Below are 16,445 nucleotides of genomic sequence, written 5' to 3'. Positions count from 1 at the left end.
TCGTTTAACCGCCGCCTTCACCCATATCTGAGCGCACAAAAGCACACACGGCTTCAAAATCTGTCACCCTGCACACAGGGGCATCACCTGCCCTACTGTTTCTGGCAAGATGATACTCACCAGCAGTAGCCACAACTGTGACATCTGCCGGAGCAGGATGAGCACACCCCTTACGACACCCTGAGACATGAAGTGAAGCACCTGACGGCAAAAAAGCTGACAGAGCCAGGGCCTGTGCCGGTGTATCGTGGGCAGCCTGTGCACATCCCTTCGCACCAGAACAGGCATAAACGCGCAGCCTGGCCTCATCATGCTCTGTCAGAAGTCCTGTGATCTGAGGCATCGCATTTTGCCCTGCCAGGATCAGACTATGCCACGGCGTCAGTCTGATATATCCATCACCCTGACTGGCAACGGCGGCACAATCACGTAAAATTTCAGGCGTCAGAGAGCCAAATGCCACACCCAGACCATATACACCTGTTACCAGAGAACCAGTCAGCAACGGATTTTTCTGCGGCGGGATTATTACGCGCTCATATGGCTGGTTACACGCTTCAAATAAAAGACAGCCCGTTTCAGGCTGGCGAAGCGGGCGTGTTTTATCGGCCTGCTCAACAAAGCGCCTGGCCAGATCAAGAGCAAGCGAGACAACACCTGAAGCATCAAGAGCCTCGCTGCGAGCAACACCACAGACGACCTGCCACAAAGTGTCGGAACCAGCCACAGCCTGCAAAGATATATCGCCCTTTAAGGCACCAGCCGGGCATAAACCACCACCATCAACCACGAAGCCAAATTTATCCGGTAAAGCAGACAAATTCTCTGAGCTCATAAGCTGTTCTGACAAATTATGAGCGACAGAAAGCGTTTGTACAGCACAGTCTTTATCCAGCCCGGCCAGAGGCGAAACCTGTAATGCCCTGCGTTTTTCCGCACCCGGATCAGGCAGACCAAGACCTGCCTCAACCATACGCCGGGGGAAAAGAAGCGCCTGCTCGTAAGTAAACCCTCTGAGCTGCAGACTGCCACGATTTGTAAGTGTGATAACACCATTGCCATGACGCTCTGCTTCATCAGCCAGAAGGAGTGCCTGTTGCGCACTGACCCGGCCAAAAAGCGGACGCACCCGCACCAGCCAGCCATCAGCCGCCTGCATGGGCATATGCAGACCTGGACACCACCCTTTAACGACCGGCTGCGCGACAGAAAATGTCATAATATGTGTTGTCCCGCCCCCAGGCTTTTATGCTCTGTGTGACAGTGTTAAGCAGGCCTGTTTCAGTGTGTCAAAAACTATCAGTGAAAATATTAATATCACGAAAAAACAGAAAAATTATCGGGTAAAAGGATATATACTGACCTGACAATGAGCAGCAGCGGCTTAACCTGTTATACCGACTGTACTATTTACGCCGGCTCTACATTTTTCTCCTGCTCGTAACTCACTTCTTTTTCTGGTCACACACGAACACCCACCTGCAGACCGAATGTTCGTATAATGTGAAACCAGTCCAATTTCTCTTCAGCTATTCTTAAACTTCTTTTTTCGAAAAGAGACCTGCATAGATATCAGCTTCTCTATCCCTGATGTGCTGCGGCACATCTCACCATTCTTAACTTCCGTGACAATTTCTCCGCTTGAAAACTGTGCTGCATAAACGCAATCCAGCTCCAGACTTTCCGGCCCGGCTATCTCTATAGCAAAACCGACAAGCGGCATCCCTTCCCCTCTGGTGCCACAATATACGCCATTCGCTACCCAGTCGCTGATGCGGCCATTCAACAACACAGCTTTATACCTGATCCGTAAATTTTCAGGATTTATATGCAGCTCAAACCCCTCAATTCTGAAACGGGCAGTATTTTCAAAATAACCCACCACCACAGGAGTGCTTTCCGGGAAAGAGGCAACAGAACTCTGTGTATGAAAATCACCAATATTAGAAATATGAGCTGACAGCCTTACAGGCAGAGCAATTTCTTTCTCATGGCGAGGCATAAGGCATTTGCGCCCAAAAAAGTTTTTAGTTGCTATACGCGAATCTGTACTGGTGCCGTTATCAAAACGTTCCTCCAGCTCTGGTGTCTGTCCATTATAAATAAAATGATTGAGCGTATCATGCCGCTCCTTACAATATTTTTCAAATGCAGCAAAACATGAAAAAGTAGATTTACATGTCCCCACAAAAAAAGTCGCCTTCAAAGAAAGAGAAAAATCAATAAGTGATAAGGTAAGAGTATCATATTCTCTTATGTTAATAAAATCTGATTTCCAGTATAAATAAATATTGAAATCTTTTTTTGCTATAGTTCTTATTTCTTCTTTTGAGTATGGCATATTATTCTCATCACACAGAATTAATGCTGATGATAATAAATATCCAAATTTATTTTTGGCTTTCGACAGAATAGCTGATGGCGCCAGTAAATTATCTTCATACTTAACCGGACTTAAAACACTATGGCTGTAATCTTCCCAGTCTTTCTCAACACGCATTTGTATAACATGTTTGATATCACGATCCTGAAAAATACCATCACTAATGATCGTAGCAATTTCTTCTATAGTGTCATTCAGAATAAAAGCCCTGGTGAGCTGGCACGTCAGCCCATAAAGCGCCATATCACCAAGGATTTTAGTTTCTCCAAACCGCTCTGCACCTTCCCAGAAGCAGGCTGAGGAATCAACTTCCTGATAATCATCATCCGGCCCGTATTTAACCGGAATGGAAAAGGCATTAAGAACATAACAAATATAACGAACATCAAATACTGACGCAAAATCAACCCGTGGCCGGGGTTCTCTGCTCTGCGGATCAAACATAACCAGAGGAGGAAGCTTTATACCCTTCTTCTCTCTCAGCGCTTTATGAGCCAGGCCAATAAGCGCCAGTTTCTGGTTAGTTATACCGGCAGCTACACCATTATAACTTATATATTCCATACCCATCTCATCATCTATCTTGAAAAAACTGTATAATTTTTTAACAGACTGGCAATATTCATATAATTATACCACCCTTAAAATCATATCACCCTCTGGTCAGGCAGCAGACAACACATAAATGGGTTTAAAAAACAAACCCATTTAAACCGACTACCAGACCACAGAAGCCAATGCTCCCTACATGGTCCATGGCTGAACGACAGAGAGAAAGCTGATGGTCTTTTTTATTTCAACATCCCGGCTTTCAAAGCACGATTACGCTCTGCACGCTCCTTCATGGCCATACGCTCGTAGCGAATACGCTGACGAAACCAGTTGAGCATGCCTGAAAAAGTAATGACGGCAATACCAACAAAGGTCCAGACATCCAGCGCATCATGAAAAACGATATAGCTTAGCGCAATGGCCCAGACCATCTGGCTATATTGCGGCAAAGCAACACGGTTAGCCGGAGCACGGGCTGTCGCCAGCATGAGCAGCAGCTGCCCTAATGCAGCCAGAAAACCATAACCAAACAAATATACCCAGGCAGTAATATGCGGCGGCCAGGCTGCATTAGCGGCCATCAGAATACCATTACCGATAAGCGGCCCCGCCAGACTTGAGCCAAACAGAGACAAACGCACACTTTCTTTATCAGCCACACGATAGGCTATAACACTACCTGCGCATGATATAGCTGAGAGCAAAGCGCATAAATGCCCTATGTTCAGGGCACGCACACCAGGGCGCAGCACTATCAGCACACCGACAAACCCGAGCACAACCGCAATCCACGCCCATATCGTCACTTTCTCTTTCAGCAACACAACTGAAAGAATAGTAACAAATAACGGCATCAGAAACATAAGAGAAAAAGCCTCAGGCATAGGCAGCAGCATAAAAGCCTTTACACTGGCTGCTGTCGCCACAAAAACGCACACAGCACGCAAAACCCACATAGCCTTATTTTGCGGCCGCACAACATCGAGATACGACTCATGTGGTTTGCGTATAAATGGCAGAATAAGCAGCCCGAACACACCACCTGAGAAAGCAACCTCAAACGGGTTCATATGTCCCGCCAGCATTTTCGAGAACGCGTCACTGATCGAGAATGACGCGTACGCCCCAAAAGCAAGCGCCATGCCAGAGAAAAGAGTTTTTGTGTTCATAAGATGAGGTGCCATATCCTGAAGGCAAAAAAACCGCGACGCTTTGTCATCAAAACAGCGTCACGGCCTGCATATGCTCCCGATATAGCGTTAACAGCGAAAACACCACATTATTTTTCTTCAGAGCAGAAGTGCTTTATAAGTATAGTATCTTTTATTACACAACCAGGATCTGACATGCAGATTATTACAGACCGGCAGGAACTGGCCCGCCTGGTCACTCAATGGCACAGACAAGGCGAAACCATAGGTGTCGTGCCAACAATGGGATCTCTTCATAACGGGCACCTGGCACTTGTGCGTGCCCTGGACGGTAAAGTCACCCGCCGCATTGTCACGATTTATGTTAACCCCATTCAGTTTAATAACGCAGATGATTTTCGCCTCTACCCACGCAGCCCTGAGGCCGATGCAGACCTCCTCAGGCAGACCGGTATCGTCGACGTGCTGTACACGCCCGACAGCAAGGACATGTACCCCGAATATTTTTCAACGCAGGTAACCGTCAGCGGCGCAGATACTATTCTCTGCGGTGCAGACCGCCCCGGGCATTTTAATGGTGTAACCACCATTGTCACCAAACTACTGATGCAGACAGGCGCTGATGTGGCTGTATTTGGTGAAAAAGACTTCCAGCAGCTCAGCATTATCCGCCGCATGACTGAAGATCTGAACTTCCCTGTTTCTGTGCTCTCTGTACCGGTTGTGCGCGAAGCTGATCAGCTTGCTCTCTCTTCACGCAACCGTCGCCTGACAGCTCAGCAGCGCCGGCAGGCTGCGCAACTCCCCTCTCTTCTGCTCGCATGCATTGCCAGCATGAAACATGATCAGACAGAAGAAGACGCACTTGCCACCTGCCGCACCAAACTTACCCAGGCAGGATTTACTGTGCATTATCTCGAACTGCGCTCAGGCGAGACACTGAAAATCACAGCAGCGGCAGACCCTTCTGCCCGCCTCTTTGTTGCCGCAAGCCTGGGGGATATTCGTCTTATTGATAATATGCCTCTAAGCTGAGGCTTTCTTTTCTGACACAGGAGCCTGTCATGAGCGATATTACGCGCCTTGAGCCCGAAGAACGCCTTTGTGGCGCAGTTATCTATAATGGTCTGATTCACCTGGCTGGTCAGGTCGCTGATGATCCGTCACTTGATGTAAAAGGACAGATGGCTGACATTCTGCGCCAGGTTGATTCTCTGCTCAGCAAGGCTGGCACTGACAAAAGCCGTCTTCTCTCCGTTCAGATTTTTCTGACTGATATCAACGATATTACAGAAATGAACAAAGCATGGGACGCCTGGTTAGACCAGGATAATAAACCAGCCCGAGCAACAGTTGAAGCAAAACTGGCTAACCCGGCATGGAAAGTCGAACTGACCGGCATTGCGGCCCTGCGCTGATACTACCCCGGAGCTGCTGATAACGCAGCTCCACCAGATTCTGCCCGGCACACGCGTATACAGTCAGAAGACGCAATGATTAGCACCCTGGAGAAACAATATTTATATTTTTATGAAAAGGCTGGCTCCCGAAGTAGGACTCGAACCTACGACCCAGCGATTAACAGTCGCTTGCTCTACCAACTGAGCTATTCGGGATCAGCGAGGCATCGTATAACCGCATTTGGCGGGGCTCGTAAACCCCCTTATGTGATTTTTTTTATTTTTTTTATCGCAACTGTTTCTGCCGTGACAGTACAGATCTCTCCGCGTTAGAAAGATCAGGAACATGAGCATGTCAGGCCCCCCTCCCGGCACTTTCCCGCGCCGCACGTTTCTGCTCTGTGGATTAGCCGGAGCGGCAGCCGCAGGCAGTGCTGAGCTGTACCATCTGCACAGGCATCATCACCCCCGCCGCAGAGCTGATGGCCTTTACCACCAGATACGCCTGGCATGGCCTGACGCAGATAACAGCCCGGTTCTGAATGTTGCTGCGCAGAAAAATTTTCTTACGCACTACAATCTCGATCTCCTGCCCTTTAACAACCCGCCTGAAGACGGGGATGAGGCTATAACGGCCCTGGCAAAAGGAGAGGCCTCTTTTGCGGTTGCACCCGCCACTACATGGTTAACACATCTCAATCAGGGACTGGCCGCCAGCCTTATTCTGGGGGTACAGCCAGGAACATTTCGCCTCCTCGTGCGGCGCGCGACAGGCATTCAGAGACTTAACCAGCTCCTGAACCGTACTGTTCTGGTTGACGAGCACAACAATGCAGGAAAATTGTTTTTCGCCACCATGATGCGCCGCAAGGGCATGAACTCTATGGAGAAAATAAACTGGAAAATCGTACCTGATGCCACACTGACAGCGCCGGATACGCTCGCTGAAGCGGACGCGATAGTGACTGATGACCCGCAAGGATGGCAGCTGCTCAGCACGCAGCCAGGCGTATTTTCTGAACTGGCAGGCAGTACAACGGGCGCTTATTCAGAGCGTACAAACCTGGTACTTGGTATCAGCCATACTGCCCCTGACACCGAAGCAGATGCAGCAACAGCACTCACTCTGGCCCTGAAAGATGCTGCAAAATGGTCCCGCACTCATTTGCAGGAAACCGCTACTCTTATGGCCCAGACATCTGACGGATTAAACGCACAGACCATATTCCGGATGCTCCAGAAAGAACCGGTCATACAGGCGATTACAGGGCAGAAACTACGCGAGCAGGTTGCTCAGTATTGTGATGAGCTGCAACTGCTTGGCCTGCTCCCTCAGACAGCTGACTCGTCAGCTCTGGCTCATCGTTTCACCCATAACCCGTTACGCAATTAAGCGGGGTGTTCTTCCGGCCGCAGATATAAAAAACTGACTGAAAACCGTTTTTTAAAATAGAAAAACCAGTTCTTCAGTCAGCATTTTTTTGATTATAAATCTGTCGTAAACGAGAATTTAAAGGTGCGTGGTTCCCCCTGCATCAAATATCCTCCGAGAGAAGACGCCCAATAACGATTATTGGCAATATTATCGACGCTAAAACGCAATGTCATTGGCTTATGCTTCACAGCAAAAGTGTAACGCATAGCGACATCAAAACGGGTCCATACAGGCAAGTGCATGGTATTACCTGCGTTAACCCACTGCTTGCCCGTATTAACAACACGACCAACCACTGTGCCTCCCTGCAAAAAAGGCAGGTCATATTCAAGGTTAGCATTCAGCGTGTAGTTCGGCACACCAATAGCTGTTTTCCCTTTATTATCGCCCTTAACAATATGGGCATCAATAAGGGTCGCCCCTCCGTTAAAGCGCAGCCCCTTCATAATAGTGCCATTAACATTCAGCTCCGCACCGCGGTTACGCTGCATTCCATTCGCTGTAAAACGATAATAATCGCTCTGAGCTGTCGCGGCCAGATAAGCCTGCGGCTGCGATATCTGAAAAAACGCGAGTGTCGTAGTGAAGCGGCCGGTGTCATATTTTGCACCCACTTCATACTGAACACTTTTATAAGGCGGAAATACCTCTCCGAGGTTAACAATATTCGTGCCCGCAGCCACCGGCCCCTGAGACAACCCCTCGATACGGTTAAAATAAACAGATGTACGGCGCGTGGGATGAAAAACCAGGCCGACAACCGGTGTAAAATCACCCTCATTATAATGATCGGTGCGGGCACGGGTGTTATAATCAAAAGCGTTGATGAGCATACTCTGGTAACGAAAGCCTGCAGTCAGCGCGATACGGTCATGCCAGAAGGTCACCGTATCAGAGAAGAACAGACTATAAAGGCGCGTTGTGTTTTTTGTTTTAGGGTTATGAATATTACCACCAACATAAGAGTTGTTTAATGGAGCAGAGTATTGAGGATGGTATAAATTATTTGCGGCCGGCGTTAACGACATAGCATAGGCTGTAGCTGTATCCTCCCACAATCCGTTACCACCCGCATTAATTTCATGCTTAAAAAACCCAGTATTGAAATGGGCTCTGAGGCCTGCACGGGTACTTTCATTGGTCTGTACATAAGGCACATACATACTGCCATTAGTACCATCACCTGTGCTGACATTTTTAACAGTCAGGTTAGAATATAGCCCCTTTTCGTTCGCCCCCATACCGCCAAAAGCACCATAAAGTGTAATATGCTTTGTCAGGTCATGCTCAGCATTCAGCATCCCGAAAATATAACTCAGATCATTATAGGCCCAGCGCTGACCATAGTTTTTTGAAGCTGACGGTACACGTGGCACACGCGTAACATCACTCCCCAGAAACACAGCAGACCGCCCGCCATTCACCCCCTGATTCTGGTAATTCATATCCACTGAAATGCGGGTGTTGTCGTTATGCCAGTCAAAATCGGCTCCCACCACAACACTGTGACGGCGCTCGTTCTGGATAGCATCCTCTCCGTCACGACCGGCGACATTCAGTCTGAACCCATAATTTTTATTATCACCAAAGCGTCGGCCAACATCGATACTTCCTTCTCCCATCGCGCTGCTGGTATAGCCGCCTGTGACGCGCGTAACGGGTGTTTTTTCAGCATGTTTAAACATCAGATTAATGTTGCCGCCAACCGCCGAACCACTCGGGGCTGCACCATTAAGAAACGCGCTGGCACCATTAAGAATCTGCACCTGATCATATAGCTCAGGAGAGACAAGCTGACGCGGGGTAATGCCATAAAGCCCGTTAATAGCAATATCATCACTATTCAGTACAAAACCCCGGATAACAAACATCTCAGAAAAATTGCCATAGCCCATGGTCGTACGCACAGAGGGGTCATTTTGCAAAACCTGCCCCAGTGTCTGCGACTGCTGGTTTGCAATCAGGCTGGAAGAGTAACTGCGGATATTAAACGGCACATCAAGCCCACGTTTTGTGCCAAGTGCGCCAAGCTGCCCGCCGCTGCCCACTTCCATACGGTTACGACGACTGGCCGTAACAACCAGCTGTTCATCCTCTCTCGCCTCAATTGCTTTTTCGTTCGCATCACTCTCCCTGGTTTTGACTATATTTTTTTTATGATCGGATACTGTCTCTGCTGCCTGAGCCGAAAAAACACCGCCACTCATAAAACCTGTCATGAGAAGACACGTAAAAATTCGGGAAGCTGACCGCTGACGAGGTAACATGAGTAATCACACATTCTGAGAGGGGTTCAATTGAGCGGCCTTATATACGCAAATGAGAAACATTCTCAATGACTATTTCAAACAGCTCTGCTATAAGGCGGATGTCTAAACCTGAAGAAGCGCGAATCTCTTGCCGGCACTTTCCTCTTCTCCCGCTCAGCACACCTCCCTCACGCAGAACGCACATAAGCTGCGCAAACCAGCAGTGCGACTAATGCCATGGCACCGCGTGCTATGGCTGCTTTGCGCCGGCTGCCTCGCCTGGAGTGCTGCCCTCTCATGGGCAGACCTGCTCACAGCAGCCAGCCGCCTTAACCCTGCCCAGGGCGCTATGGCCATAACTGCATTTGCGACAGCCTTCATCCCTGCACTTATTGTCATTGGTTATGGTGCGCGCATGCACAAATGGGGTTTGTGGTTTCTGGTCCTTTTAAGTGTCAGTGGCATCGTAATAAAAAACCTGGCGCTGTAATGACTAAGCCCGGAATACGTGAGACTTTTCGCCTGCATATGGGCTGGCTGCACAGCTGGGTGGGTTTTATCGCCGGGCTGGTACTGGCCTGTATTTTCCTCACCGGCACCCTGACTGTTTTTGATCAGGAAATAACGCAATGGATGCAGCCCGAGGTTCCGCTCAGTCCATCACACCACATCACGCCTGAAGCATTACAAACAGCAGCTGATGCAGTTTTGCATAATCAAAAACAGGGACGCGCCGTTTTTATTAACCTGCCTTCAGCCCGTGACCCGGTGCTCAGAGTGCTGCACTATAACGGCACTGCTTTCACCGGCCCTGCTTATGACCCTGCAACAGGGCTCCTTCTTAAAGGACGCGACACCGAAGGCGGTCAGTTCTTTTATAATTTTCATTATACACTTCACAGCGGTCGGATTGTGGGGGGTATTCTGACCGGCCTGGCCGGACTGTTTCTGCTCGTTGCACTGCTCTCAGGCCTTATCATACATCTGCGGTCCATATGGCCCGACATGGTCCTGTTTCGTCCCTTTGGCCCCAGACCCCGTGCCTGGCTTGACGCACATCTGCTAACAGGCGTTCTGTTTCTGCCTTTTCTGCTGCTCATAACCTACACCGGCACAATTATTCAGCCTTACAGCCTGTTTGCACAAAAGCCACGCCCTGCGGCAGCCACACCTGCCAGACATATCGAAACAACGGCTCTTCCGCCCCTTTTCCCGCTGATTGAAGAGACAAAAAAACGCCTGAATACACAGGAATGTGGATTTATCCTCTTCACGCCAGAAGACATACGCATTTCACGCAGTGATTATTCCAGTCTTTTTCTCACGCGCGATCAGGCCATTTTTGACCGTAATGACGGGCATTTTTTACGCATCATTACACATGACAGCACAGCCGACAGGCCTTTTCAGCTCGCACGCGGCCTGCACCATGCACGTTTTTCAACCTCTGTTTTGTCCTGGCTTTATTTTCTTTCAGGCCTGAGCTGCACCATCCTCATTATCAGTGGCCTGGTGCTCTTTCTGATCAAACGCCGCCGTATATCCGGTGACATGACTGTTTATAAACTGGCGGAAGGGTTTTGCATTCTGACAGTCGTGGGTCTTCCCATCAGTGCGCTGGCATTTCTATGGGCAAACAGACTGATACCAGTTTCTTTTCCAGGGCGGGCCGAAGCTGAAGTCAGCGTATTCTTCGCCACATGGACACTCTCAGCCACGCAGGCAATTTGCTTTTCGCTCGCCAGACGCCCTTTTGCCGCATGGACGATGCAGCTGATAACTCTGGCAGCACTGGGCGTAGGCCTGCCCATAGCTGATGCACTCATGGTGCCTCACCCCACTCCGCGCAACATAGCTCTGTCATGCACTGTTGATATATGGTGCCTTATAACAGCCACTGCCGCAGCTGTTGCTGCCATGCGCCTGATAAAAAAAACGTCATGATCTTTATACTTATTTTTCTGCTGTGGTTTACAGGCTTTCTGGCACACGAAATCGTGCAGCCGCGTACGCGCAAACTGATAGCACCCTCACCCTTACCCATCACTACACTGCGTTATGTACGATTTTTACTGCCAGGCGCAGCGCTGCTCCTCAGCCTGCACACGGACTGGCAAACCGGCGTGATGATCTGGCTGGGACTTGGCGCCTGTGCCGGCATTGTCTGCGCTCTCTCACTGGCCTTATGGCGACAAAATGCAGCTCAGCCTGACAGACCGGCACCTTCAGAGGCAAAATAACGATTAACTGCCTGGCACATTACACCAGCGACCATAGCCCTGTGACCCGCCTGACGCAGGGCTGCTTCATCCAGACGATTCGACATAAACCCCATTTCAACCAGAACAGATGGAATTTGTGCTGACTTAAGAACGGCAAAAGCAGCATGACGCTGAGGATGCGGCAAAAGATTAATACGATTTTTAAAAGATGACACAACAGCACCGGCCATAGAGGCTGATCCCTTACGCGCCTCTTCCGTCACCAGGCTGGCCAGAATCTGCTGAACCTCGGGTGTGGCGCCACGTACAAGCGGCCCGCCATAACGATCAGCGCTGTTCTCTGTCCGGGCCAGTGCCGCCGTCTGCGAATCAGAAGCGCCATGCGAATGTGTATAAACACTGGCACCACGCACTGATTTATTCAGCAGCGCGTCAGCATGCATAGAAATAAACAGGGAAGCTCCGTGCTGATGCGCCATTTCCACACGACCATCAAGCGGAATAAAATGATCACTCGTGCGCGTCATCGCCACACGATAACGCCCCGTTGCAATGAGCTGACGGTGGAGTTCTGTCGCAGCTGCTTCAGCCACATGCTTTTCATAGGTACCTGAAAAACCAATCGCCCCGGGGTCCTTACCGCCATGGCCCGGATCAAGCATCACAAGAGGTAAGGCAGGACGTGCCCTCCCTGTGATGGCAGGAGCATGAAGCGTTGAATGACCAGACGAAGTAACCCTGTGAGTGCCTGAGGCAAAAGCCGCAGCAGGCACGATACTGCCCAGTAAAGAAGCACCACCCGTAACAGTCAGCAATTTTCTGCGCGCCAGTTCGAACATGATCTTTCTTTCAGGTCATATTATGGCCAGTCTACGCGGCCTGTTTCTTATCCTGCCTGCACTAACCTCGTGATGTACCACGATTCTGGCCAGTCTGCTCATGAAAAAACATTTCGTAACAGTATACAACCCGTAATCACAACATGCCCGCAAAATGTCAGCCGCGTCATGCTGTAAAAAAGTAGCAGGCCTGAATGACTTGCGCATTCTTCTGCTTTGCGTCATGGTTGATAATAGCGGCATATAAAAGCAATAACAGGCTTTTGTGTGCCCTGTTACTGTTTTCTGGATGCTGAACTGAATGCGGCAGATAGCGTGCGTTATTTAAGGTCATTCCGCACCACCATCGCAGACATGAAAGCAGGACTATTAAGTGATTGAAGGATTTATGAGTGTAGCCCAGGCCCGGAACGTCAGATACGTGATCAGATCACAGGCAGAGCTCTGCCTGTGCCAGCACGACGTTCTCCAGGCTACATGTTCCGATTTTTTTCTGTCGAGTGATTATTCATGCCTGCCGGAAGCGCCCCTGTCGCAGATCCGTTCGTCACGACGTACAGATCTGACAGGCTGGCCCCCGCAGCATCGGAGTTTTGTTTTTGATGTCCAAGCGTATGCTAATCGATGCAACACATGCGGAAGAAACGCGTGTTGCGGTAATGGGTGGAAACCGGCTTGAAGATTATGATGTTGAAATAGCTGCAAAAAAACAGCTTAAAGGGAACATCTACCTGGCGCGCGTTGTGCGTGTTGAGCCAAGCCTTCAGGCCGCCTTTGTAGATTATGGTGGCAACCGCCACGGTTTTCTTGCTTTCAGCGAAATTCATCCCGACTACTACCAGATTCCTGTTGCAGACCGCGAACAGCTACTGGCCCTTCAGGCTGAAGAAGAGGCCCTCCTTGAGGCGGCCGAACGCGAAGAAAGCGAAGAGCCACCTGAAGCACGATCTGAAACAGACGACGATACTGCTGCATCTGTAGCCGAGGACGATTCGCCGGCTTTTGAAGGGGGTGATGAAGTCCCTGAAGCACGTACACGTTCACGCAACGATGCGCCTGATTATGTTGGCGGCGAAACAGACACCGGCGACGAAGCCCTGATACAAAAGCGTATTGCCAGATTTCTGCGCAATTACCGTATTCAGGAAGTGATCCATCGTCGCCAGGTTATTCTGGTGCAGGTTGTCAAAGAAGAACGTGGCAATAAAGGCGCTGCGCTGACGACCTATATTTCTCTGGCTGGTCGCTATTGTGTGCTGATGCCCAACGCACTGCGTGGGGGTGGTGTATCACGCAAAATCACCTCAGTGCCCGATCGCCGCCGCCTGCGCGACATTATTTCTGACCTTGAGCTGCCACGCGGCATGGCCATGATTGTCCGCACAGCCGGTGCCCAGCGCCCTGGCCCCGAAATTACGCGTGACTGCGAGTATCTGCTGCACCTGTGGGACGACATTCGTGACCACACATTGCAGTCTCTGGCACCCACGCTGATTTATGAAGAAGCAAGCCTCGTCAAGCGCGCTATCCGCGATGGCTATACGCGTGAAATCAGTGAAATTCTGGTTGATGGTGAAGCCGGCTGGAAAGCTGCCCGTGACTTTATGCGCCTGCTTATGCCGCAGCATGCCGACAAAATAAGGCTGTGGAACCGCAATAACCAGTCACTTTTCACGCATTACCATGTCGAAGGTCATCTCGACGCTATTTTCTCCCCGACTGTGTCGCTGCGTTCTGGCGGTTACCTGGTCATCAACCAGACAGAAGCTCTGGTTGCTATCGATATTAACTCAGGTAAAGCCACAAACCAGAGAAATATCGAAGAAACAGCTTTCCGCACCAACCAGGAAGCAGCAGACGAAATTGCCCGTCAGCTCCGCCTGCGTGACCTTGCCGGCCTGATTGTCATTGATTTTATTGACATGGAATCCCGACGCCACAACGTCATGATCGAACGCCGCATGAAAGATGCGCTACGTAATGACCGGGCTCGTATTCAGATGGGTAACATCTCCCATTTTGGCCTGATGGAACTTTCACGGCAGAGACTGCGCCCCTCTGTCGCAGAGGCGGTGTTTGCACCCTGCCCGCACTGCCATGGCACTGGCATGATACGCAGCATTGAAAGCTCTGCGCTGCACGTACTTCGTGCCATTGAAGAAGAAGTCAATCGTCGCAGGGCCTCTGCACTGACTGTATATGTTGACGGCAATATCGCTCTCTACATCCTCAACAATAAACGCTCATGGGTTGCAGAAACAGAGAAACGTCACGGCGTCAGAATTCTCTTTGCGGCTGACAATACACTGCCTGCCCCTGAAATTCGTATCGAACGCCAGCAGGCCAGCGGCAGAGAAGAGCGCTTCTCTTCACCCGTTACTACCCCCGCTGATGCGCCTCTGGCCGCTGAAACTGCACCAGCAGCACAGATCGTTGCGACCGAAACACCGGCTGAAACCAGCGAGCAGAATATCTCTGCAACGGCCCCGGCTGCAGGCGAAGAAGAGCCCCGCCGCCGCCGCCGCCGCCGCCGCCGCGGGGGTAACCGCGAGGACCGTGCGCAGCAGCATAATGACCAGAACCAGTCTGACGCGCCTCAGCATGTACAGTCAGAATCCTCTGACACGCCGGAACCGTCTGATGAACAGCCGGATGTTGCACAGACCGAACACGCTCTGATGCCAGGCAGACGTCGTACACGTCATTCACGCGTGCGCCGTCCGGAACAGCAGCAGGCCAAACAGTCTGAGCAAAACGATAACAAAGCTGTCAGACATGTGCCGATCTGGAGAGGGCCAACACCCGCTAATCCGTTCGGTGATGAAGTGGAGATGTTTGATCTGACTGATGAAGATCCGACCGAGGAAACTTCAGACTATCAGGAGCCTGTTATCAGAGCTGTTGCAACTGCAACTGTCAGCAAAGACAACGTAACGTCACCGGAGCCTGCTGAAAAAGAAACCGGGGATCAGCCACAGAAAAGCCGCAACTCAAGGCGCAGACGCTCTGGCCGCGCCAAACAGACTGAAGCTGAAGCGACAGAGACTGGTGAAGTGGTCACACAGGATGATTCTGCCGCACCGGTACAGGCTGATGAGCCAGCAGTCGCGACTGAAGATAAACCTAAGACACGCCGCAAACCAGCCCGCAAAAAGGAGCCGGAAGTCGTAGCTGAAGACAGTGGTGAGGCCGTGCAGGAGAAAAAACCTGCCCGACGCAGACGCACTTCGAAAAAAGCTGAAGCTGCTGAAAGCGAAAGCTCCGCACCAGAGAAGGCCGGCACAGACAACGATGCTGACCCTTCAGTGGTGCAGCCTGTTGTGATCAGTGACGAGGCCCCCAAAGGTCGTCCCCGCACCGGATGGTGGCGTCGCTAACATTTAAAACAATCGTGAGCAGAGAGGAGGCCCGGCCTCCTCTCTCTCAATCTTTGCCGCATCAGCCTCCTGTGCTAGGAACATTCGTGTTCTCTGTTTTGTCCCGACCGGAAGTTTCATGACCGCGCCTCAGCCTGCCACGAAAGACCACCAGCCTCTTATTCTGGCTCTGCCAAAGGGGCGTATTCTCAAGGCTGTTACGCCACTCCTCGAACAGGCTGGCCTGACCCCCTCTGACGACTGCCTGGGCGACAGCAGCCGCAAACTACGCTTTCCGACAAGCAATCCAAATATTGATGTTGTGCGTGTCAGGTCATTTGACGTAGCAACTTTTGTCGCCACAGGCGGTGCACATATTGGTATTTGTGGCGCCGATGTGCTGATGGAATTTGACTACCCCGCCATTTATGCCCCCCTTGATCTGGGCATTGGTAAATGTCGTATTTCAGTCGCACAGCCTGAAAACCTGCCCCATAGTGCTGATGAATGGTCACAATGGTCTGAAGTGCGGGCGGCTACAAAATATCCTGCTATTACACGCCGTTATTTTGCTGCACGTGGCATTAACGCCAATATTGTGCACCTGCATGGCGCGATGGAACTGGCCCCTATGCTGGGCCTGTCCCGCCTGATTGTTGACCTGGTTGATACCGGCTCAACTCTGCGTGCTAATGGCCTGCGTGAGGTCGAGACGATTGCCAGTGTTACCAGCCGCGTCATCGTAAACCGCACAGCTCTTAAAACCCGTCCTGAAGAAATTACAGCTATTCTCGATACATTCCGCGCAGCCTGTAAAACTTCCCTTCCACTTGCCACAGTCTAAAAGGTGCATGCACT

At 50.6% G+C, this 16,445-nt stretch carries 13 protein-coding genes and 1 tRNA gene; 8 read left to right on the top strand and 6 right to left on the bottom strand.

What is annotated here, in order from left to right; genetic code table 11:
* Positions 1 to 4 precede the first annotated feature (4 nt).
* The 3 genes from cobG to HK11_RS01880 form a co-directional block, all read right to left on the bottom strand.
* Positions 5 to 1,219, bottom strand: a complete 1,215-nt coding sequence (gene cobG / locus HK11_RS01890) for a precorrin-3B synthase (protein ID WP_086553652.1) — start codon at positions 1,217 to 1,219, stop codon at positions 5 to 7.
* A 306-nt stretch (positions 1,220 to 1,525) separates the two neighbouring features.
* Complete coding sequence (locus HK11_RS01885) at positions 1,526 to 2,626, bottom strand: hypothetical protein (RefSeq protein ID WP_143216341.1); 1,101 nt, start codon at positions 2,624 to 2,626, stop codon at positions 1,526 to 1,528.
* A gap of 548 nt (positions 2,627 to 3,174) precedes the next feature.
* Positions 3,175 to 4,104 carry a DMT family transporter gene (locus HK11_RS01880; RefSeq protein ID WP_369822905.1) on the bottom strand — a complete coding sequence of 310 codons (930 nt, stop codon included), beginning with the start codon at positions 4,102 to 4,104 and terminating at the stop codon, positions 3,175 to 3,177.
* Positions 4,105 to 4,281: 177 nt separating this feature from the next.
* Between HK11_RS01880 and panC the strand changes: the two genes are divergently transcribed.
* Together panC and HK11_RS01870 are read left to right on the top strand one after the other, a co-directional pair.
* Positions 4,282 to 5,121, top strand: coding sequence for a pantoate--beta-alanine ligase (gene panC / locus HK11_RS01875; protein ID WP_086553650.1), 840 nt, complete (start codon positions 4,282 to 4,284; stop codon positions 5,119 to 5,121).
* 29 nt (positions 5,122 to 5,150) lie between these two features.
* Entirely contained in the window at positions 5,151 to 5,504 is a 354-nt protein-coding gene (locus tag HK11_RS01870) for a RidA family protein (RefSeq protein ID WP_086553649.1), read from the top strand.
* A gap of 122 nt (positions 5,505 to 5,626) precedes the next feature.
* Here the strand turns inward: HK11_RS01870 and HK11_RS01865 are convergent.
* Positions 5,627 to 5,702 (bottom strand) — tRNA-Asn (locus HK11_RS01865).
* A gap of 136 nt (positions 5,703 to 5,838) precedes the next feature.
* On the opposite strand from HK11_RS01865, the gene HK11_RS01860 reads away from it, so the two are divergent.
* Positions 5,839 to 6,879, top strand: coding sequence for an ABC transporter substrate-binding protein (locus HK11_RS01860; RefSeq protein WP_233133254.1), 1,041 nt, complete (start codon positions 5,839 to 5,841; stop codon positions 6,877 to 6,879).
* A gap of 92 nt (positions 6,880 to 6,971) precedes the next feature.
* Here the strand turns inward: HK11_RS01860 and HK11_RS01855 are convergent, their stop codons facing one another.
* Positions 6,972 to 9,128 (bottom strand): TonB-dependent siderophore receptor, encoded by a 2,157-nt coding sequence (locus tag HK11_RS01855; protein ID WP_233133253.1) that lies wholly within the window; start codon positions 9,126 to 9,128, stop codon positions 6,972 to 6,974.
* Between the two features lie 190 nt (positions 9,129 to 9,318).
* On the opposite strand from HK11_RS01855, the gene HK11_RS01850 reads away from it, so the two are divergent.
* The 3 genes from HK11_RS01850 to HK11_RS01840 are packed head-to-tail and all read left to right on the top strand — an operon-like array spanning position 9,319 to position 11,410.
* Positions 9,319 to 9,660 (top strand): hypothetical protein, encoded by a 342-nt coding sequence (locus tag HK11_RS01850; protein ID WP_143216340.1) that lies wholly within the window; start codon positions 9,319 to 9,321, stop codon positions 9,658 to 9,660.
* A complete protein-coding gene (locus HK11_RS01845; protein WP_158092776.1) occupies positions 9,660 to 11,114 on the top strand; it encodes a PepSY domain-containing protein in 1,455 nt (484 codons plus the stop codon). The genes HK11_RS01850 and HK11_RS01845 overlap by 1 nt, the downstream gene beginning before the upstream one ends.
* Positions 11,111 to 11,410, top strand: coding sequence for a hypothetical protein (locus tag HK11_RS01840; protein WP_086553644.1), 300 nt, complete (start codon positions 11,111 to 11,113; stop codon positions 11,408 to 11,410). Before HK11_RS01845 ends, HK11_RS01840 begins: the two co-directional genes overlap by 4 nt.
* On the opposite strand, the gene HK11_RS01835 is transcribed toward HK11_RS01840, so the two are convergent.
* Positions 11,374 to 12,231 carry an N-acetylmuramoyl-L-alanine amidase gene (locus HK11_RS01835; RefSeq protein ID WP_086553643.1) on the bottom strand — a complete coding sequence of 286 codons (858 nt, stop codon included), beginning with the start codon at positions 12,229 to 12,231 and terminating at the stop codon, positions 11,374 to 11,376. The two genes, HK11_RS01840 and HK11_RS01835, sit on opposite strands and share 37 nt — an antisense overlap.
* Positions 12,232 to 12,833: 602 nt before the next feature.
* Here HK11_RS01835 and HK11_RS01830 point away from each other — a divergent pair.
* Together HK11_RS01830 and hisG are read left to right on the top strand one after the other, a co-directional pair.
* The gene (locus HK11_RS01830) at positions 12,834 to 15,608 is read left to right on the top strand and encodes a ribonuclease E/G (protein WP_086553642.1); all 2,775 of its coding nucleotides are present in this window, start codon (positions 12,834 to 12,836) and stop codon (positions 15,606 to 15,608) included.
* A 118-nt stretch (positions 15,609 to 15,726) separates the two neighbouring features.
* The gene (gene hisG, locus HK11_RS01825; RefSeq protein ID WP_086553641.1) at positions 15,727 to 16,431 is read left to right on the top strand and encodes an ATP phosphoribosyltransferase; all 705 of its coding nucleotides are present in this window, start codon (positions 15,727 to 15,729) and stop codon (positions 16,429 to 16,431) included.
* Positions 16,432 to 16,445: the final 14 nt, after the last annotated feature.

This window comes from Acetobacter sp. DmW_043 (assembly GCF_002153485.1).
In the GTDB taxonomy this organism is placed as follows: domain Bacteria; phylum Pseudomonadota; class Alphaproteobacteria; order Acetobacterales; family Acetobacteraceae; genus Acetobacter; species Acetobacter thailandicus.
Note: the sequence above shows the minus strand (reverse complement) of the source record. Positions and strands in the feature narration are given on the sequence as shown.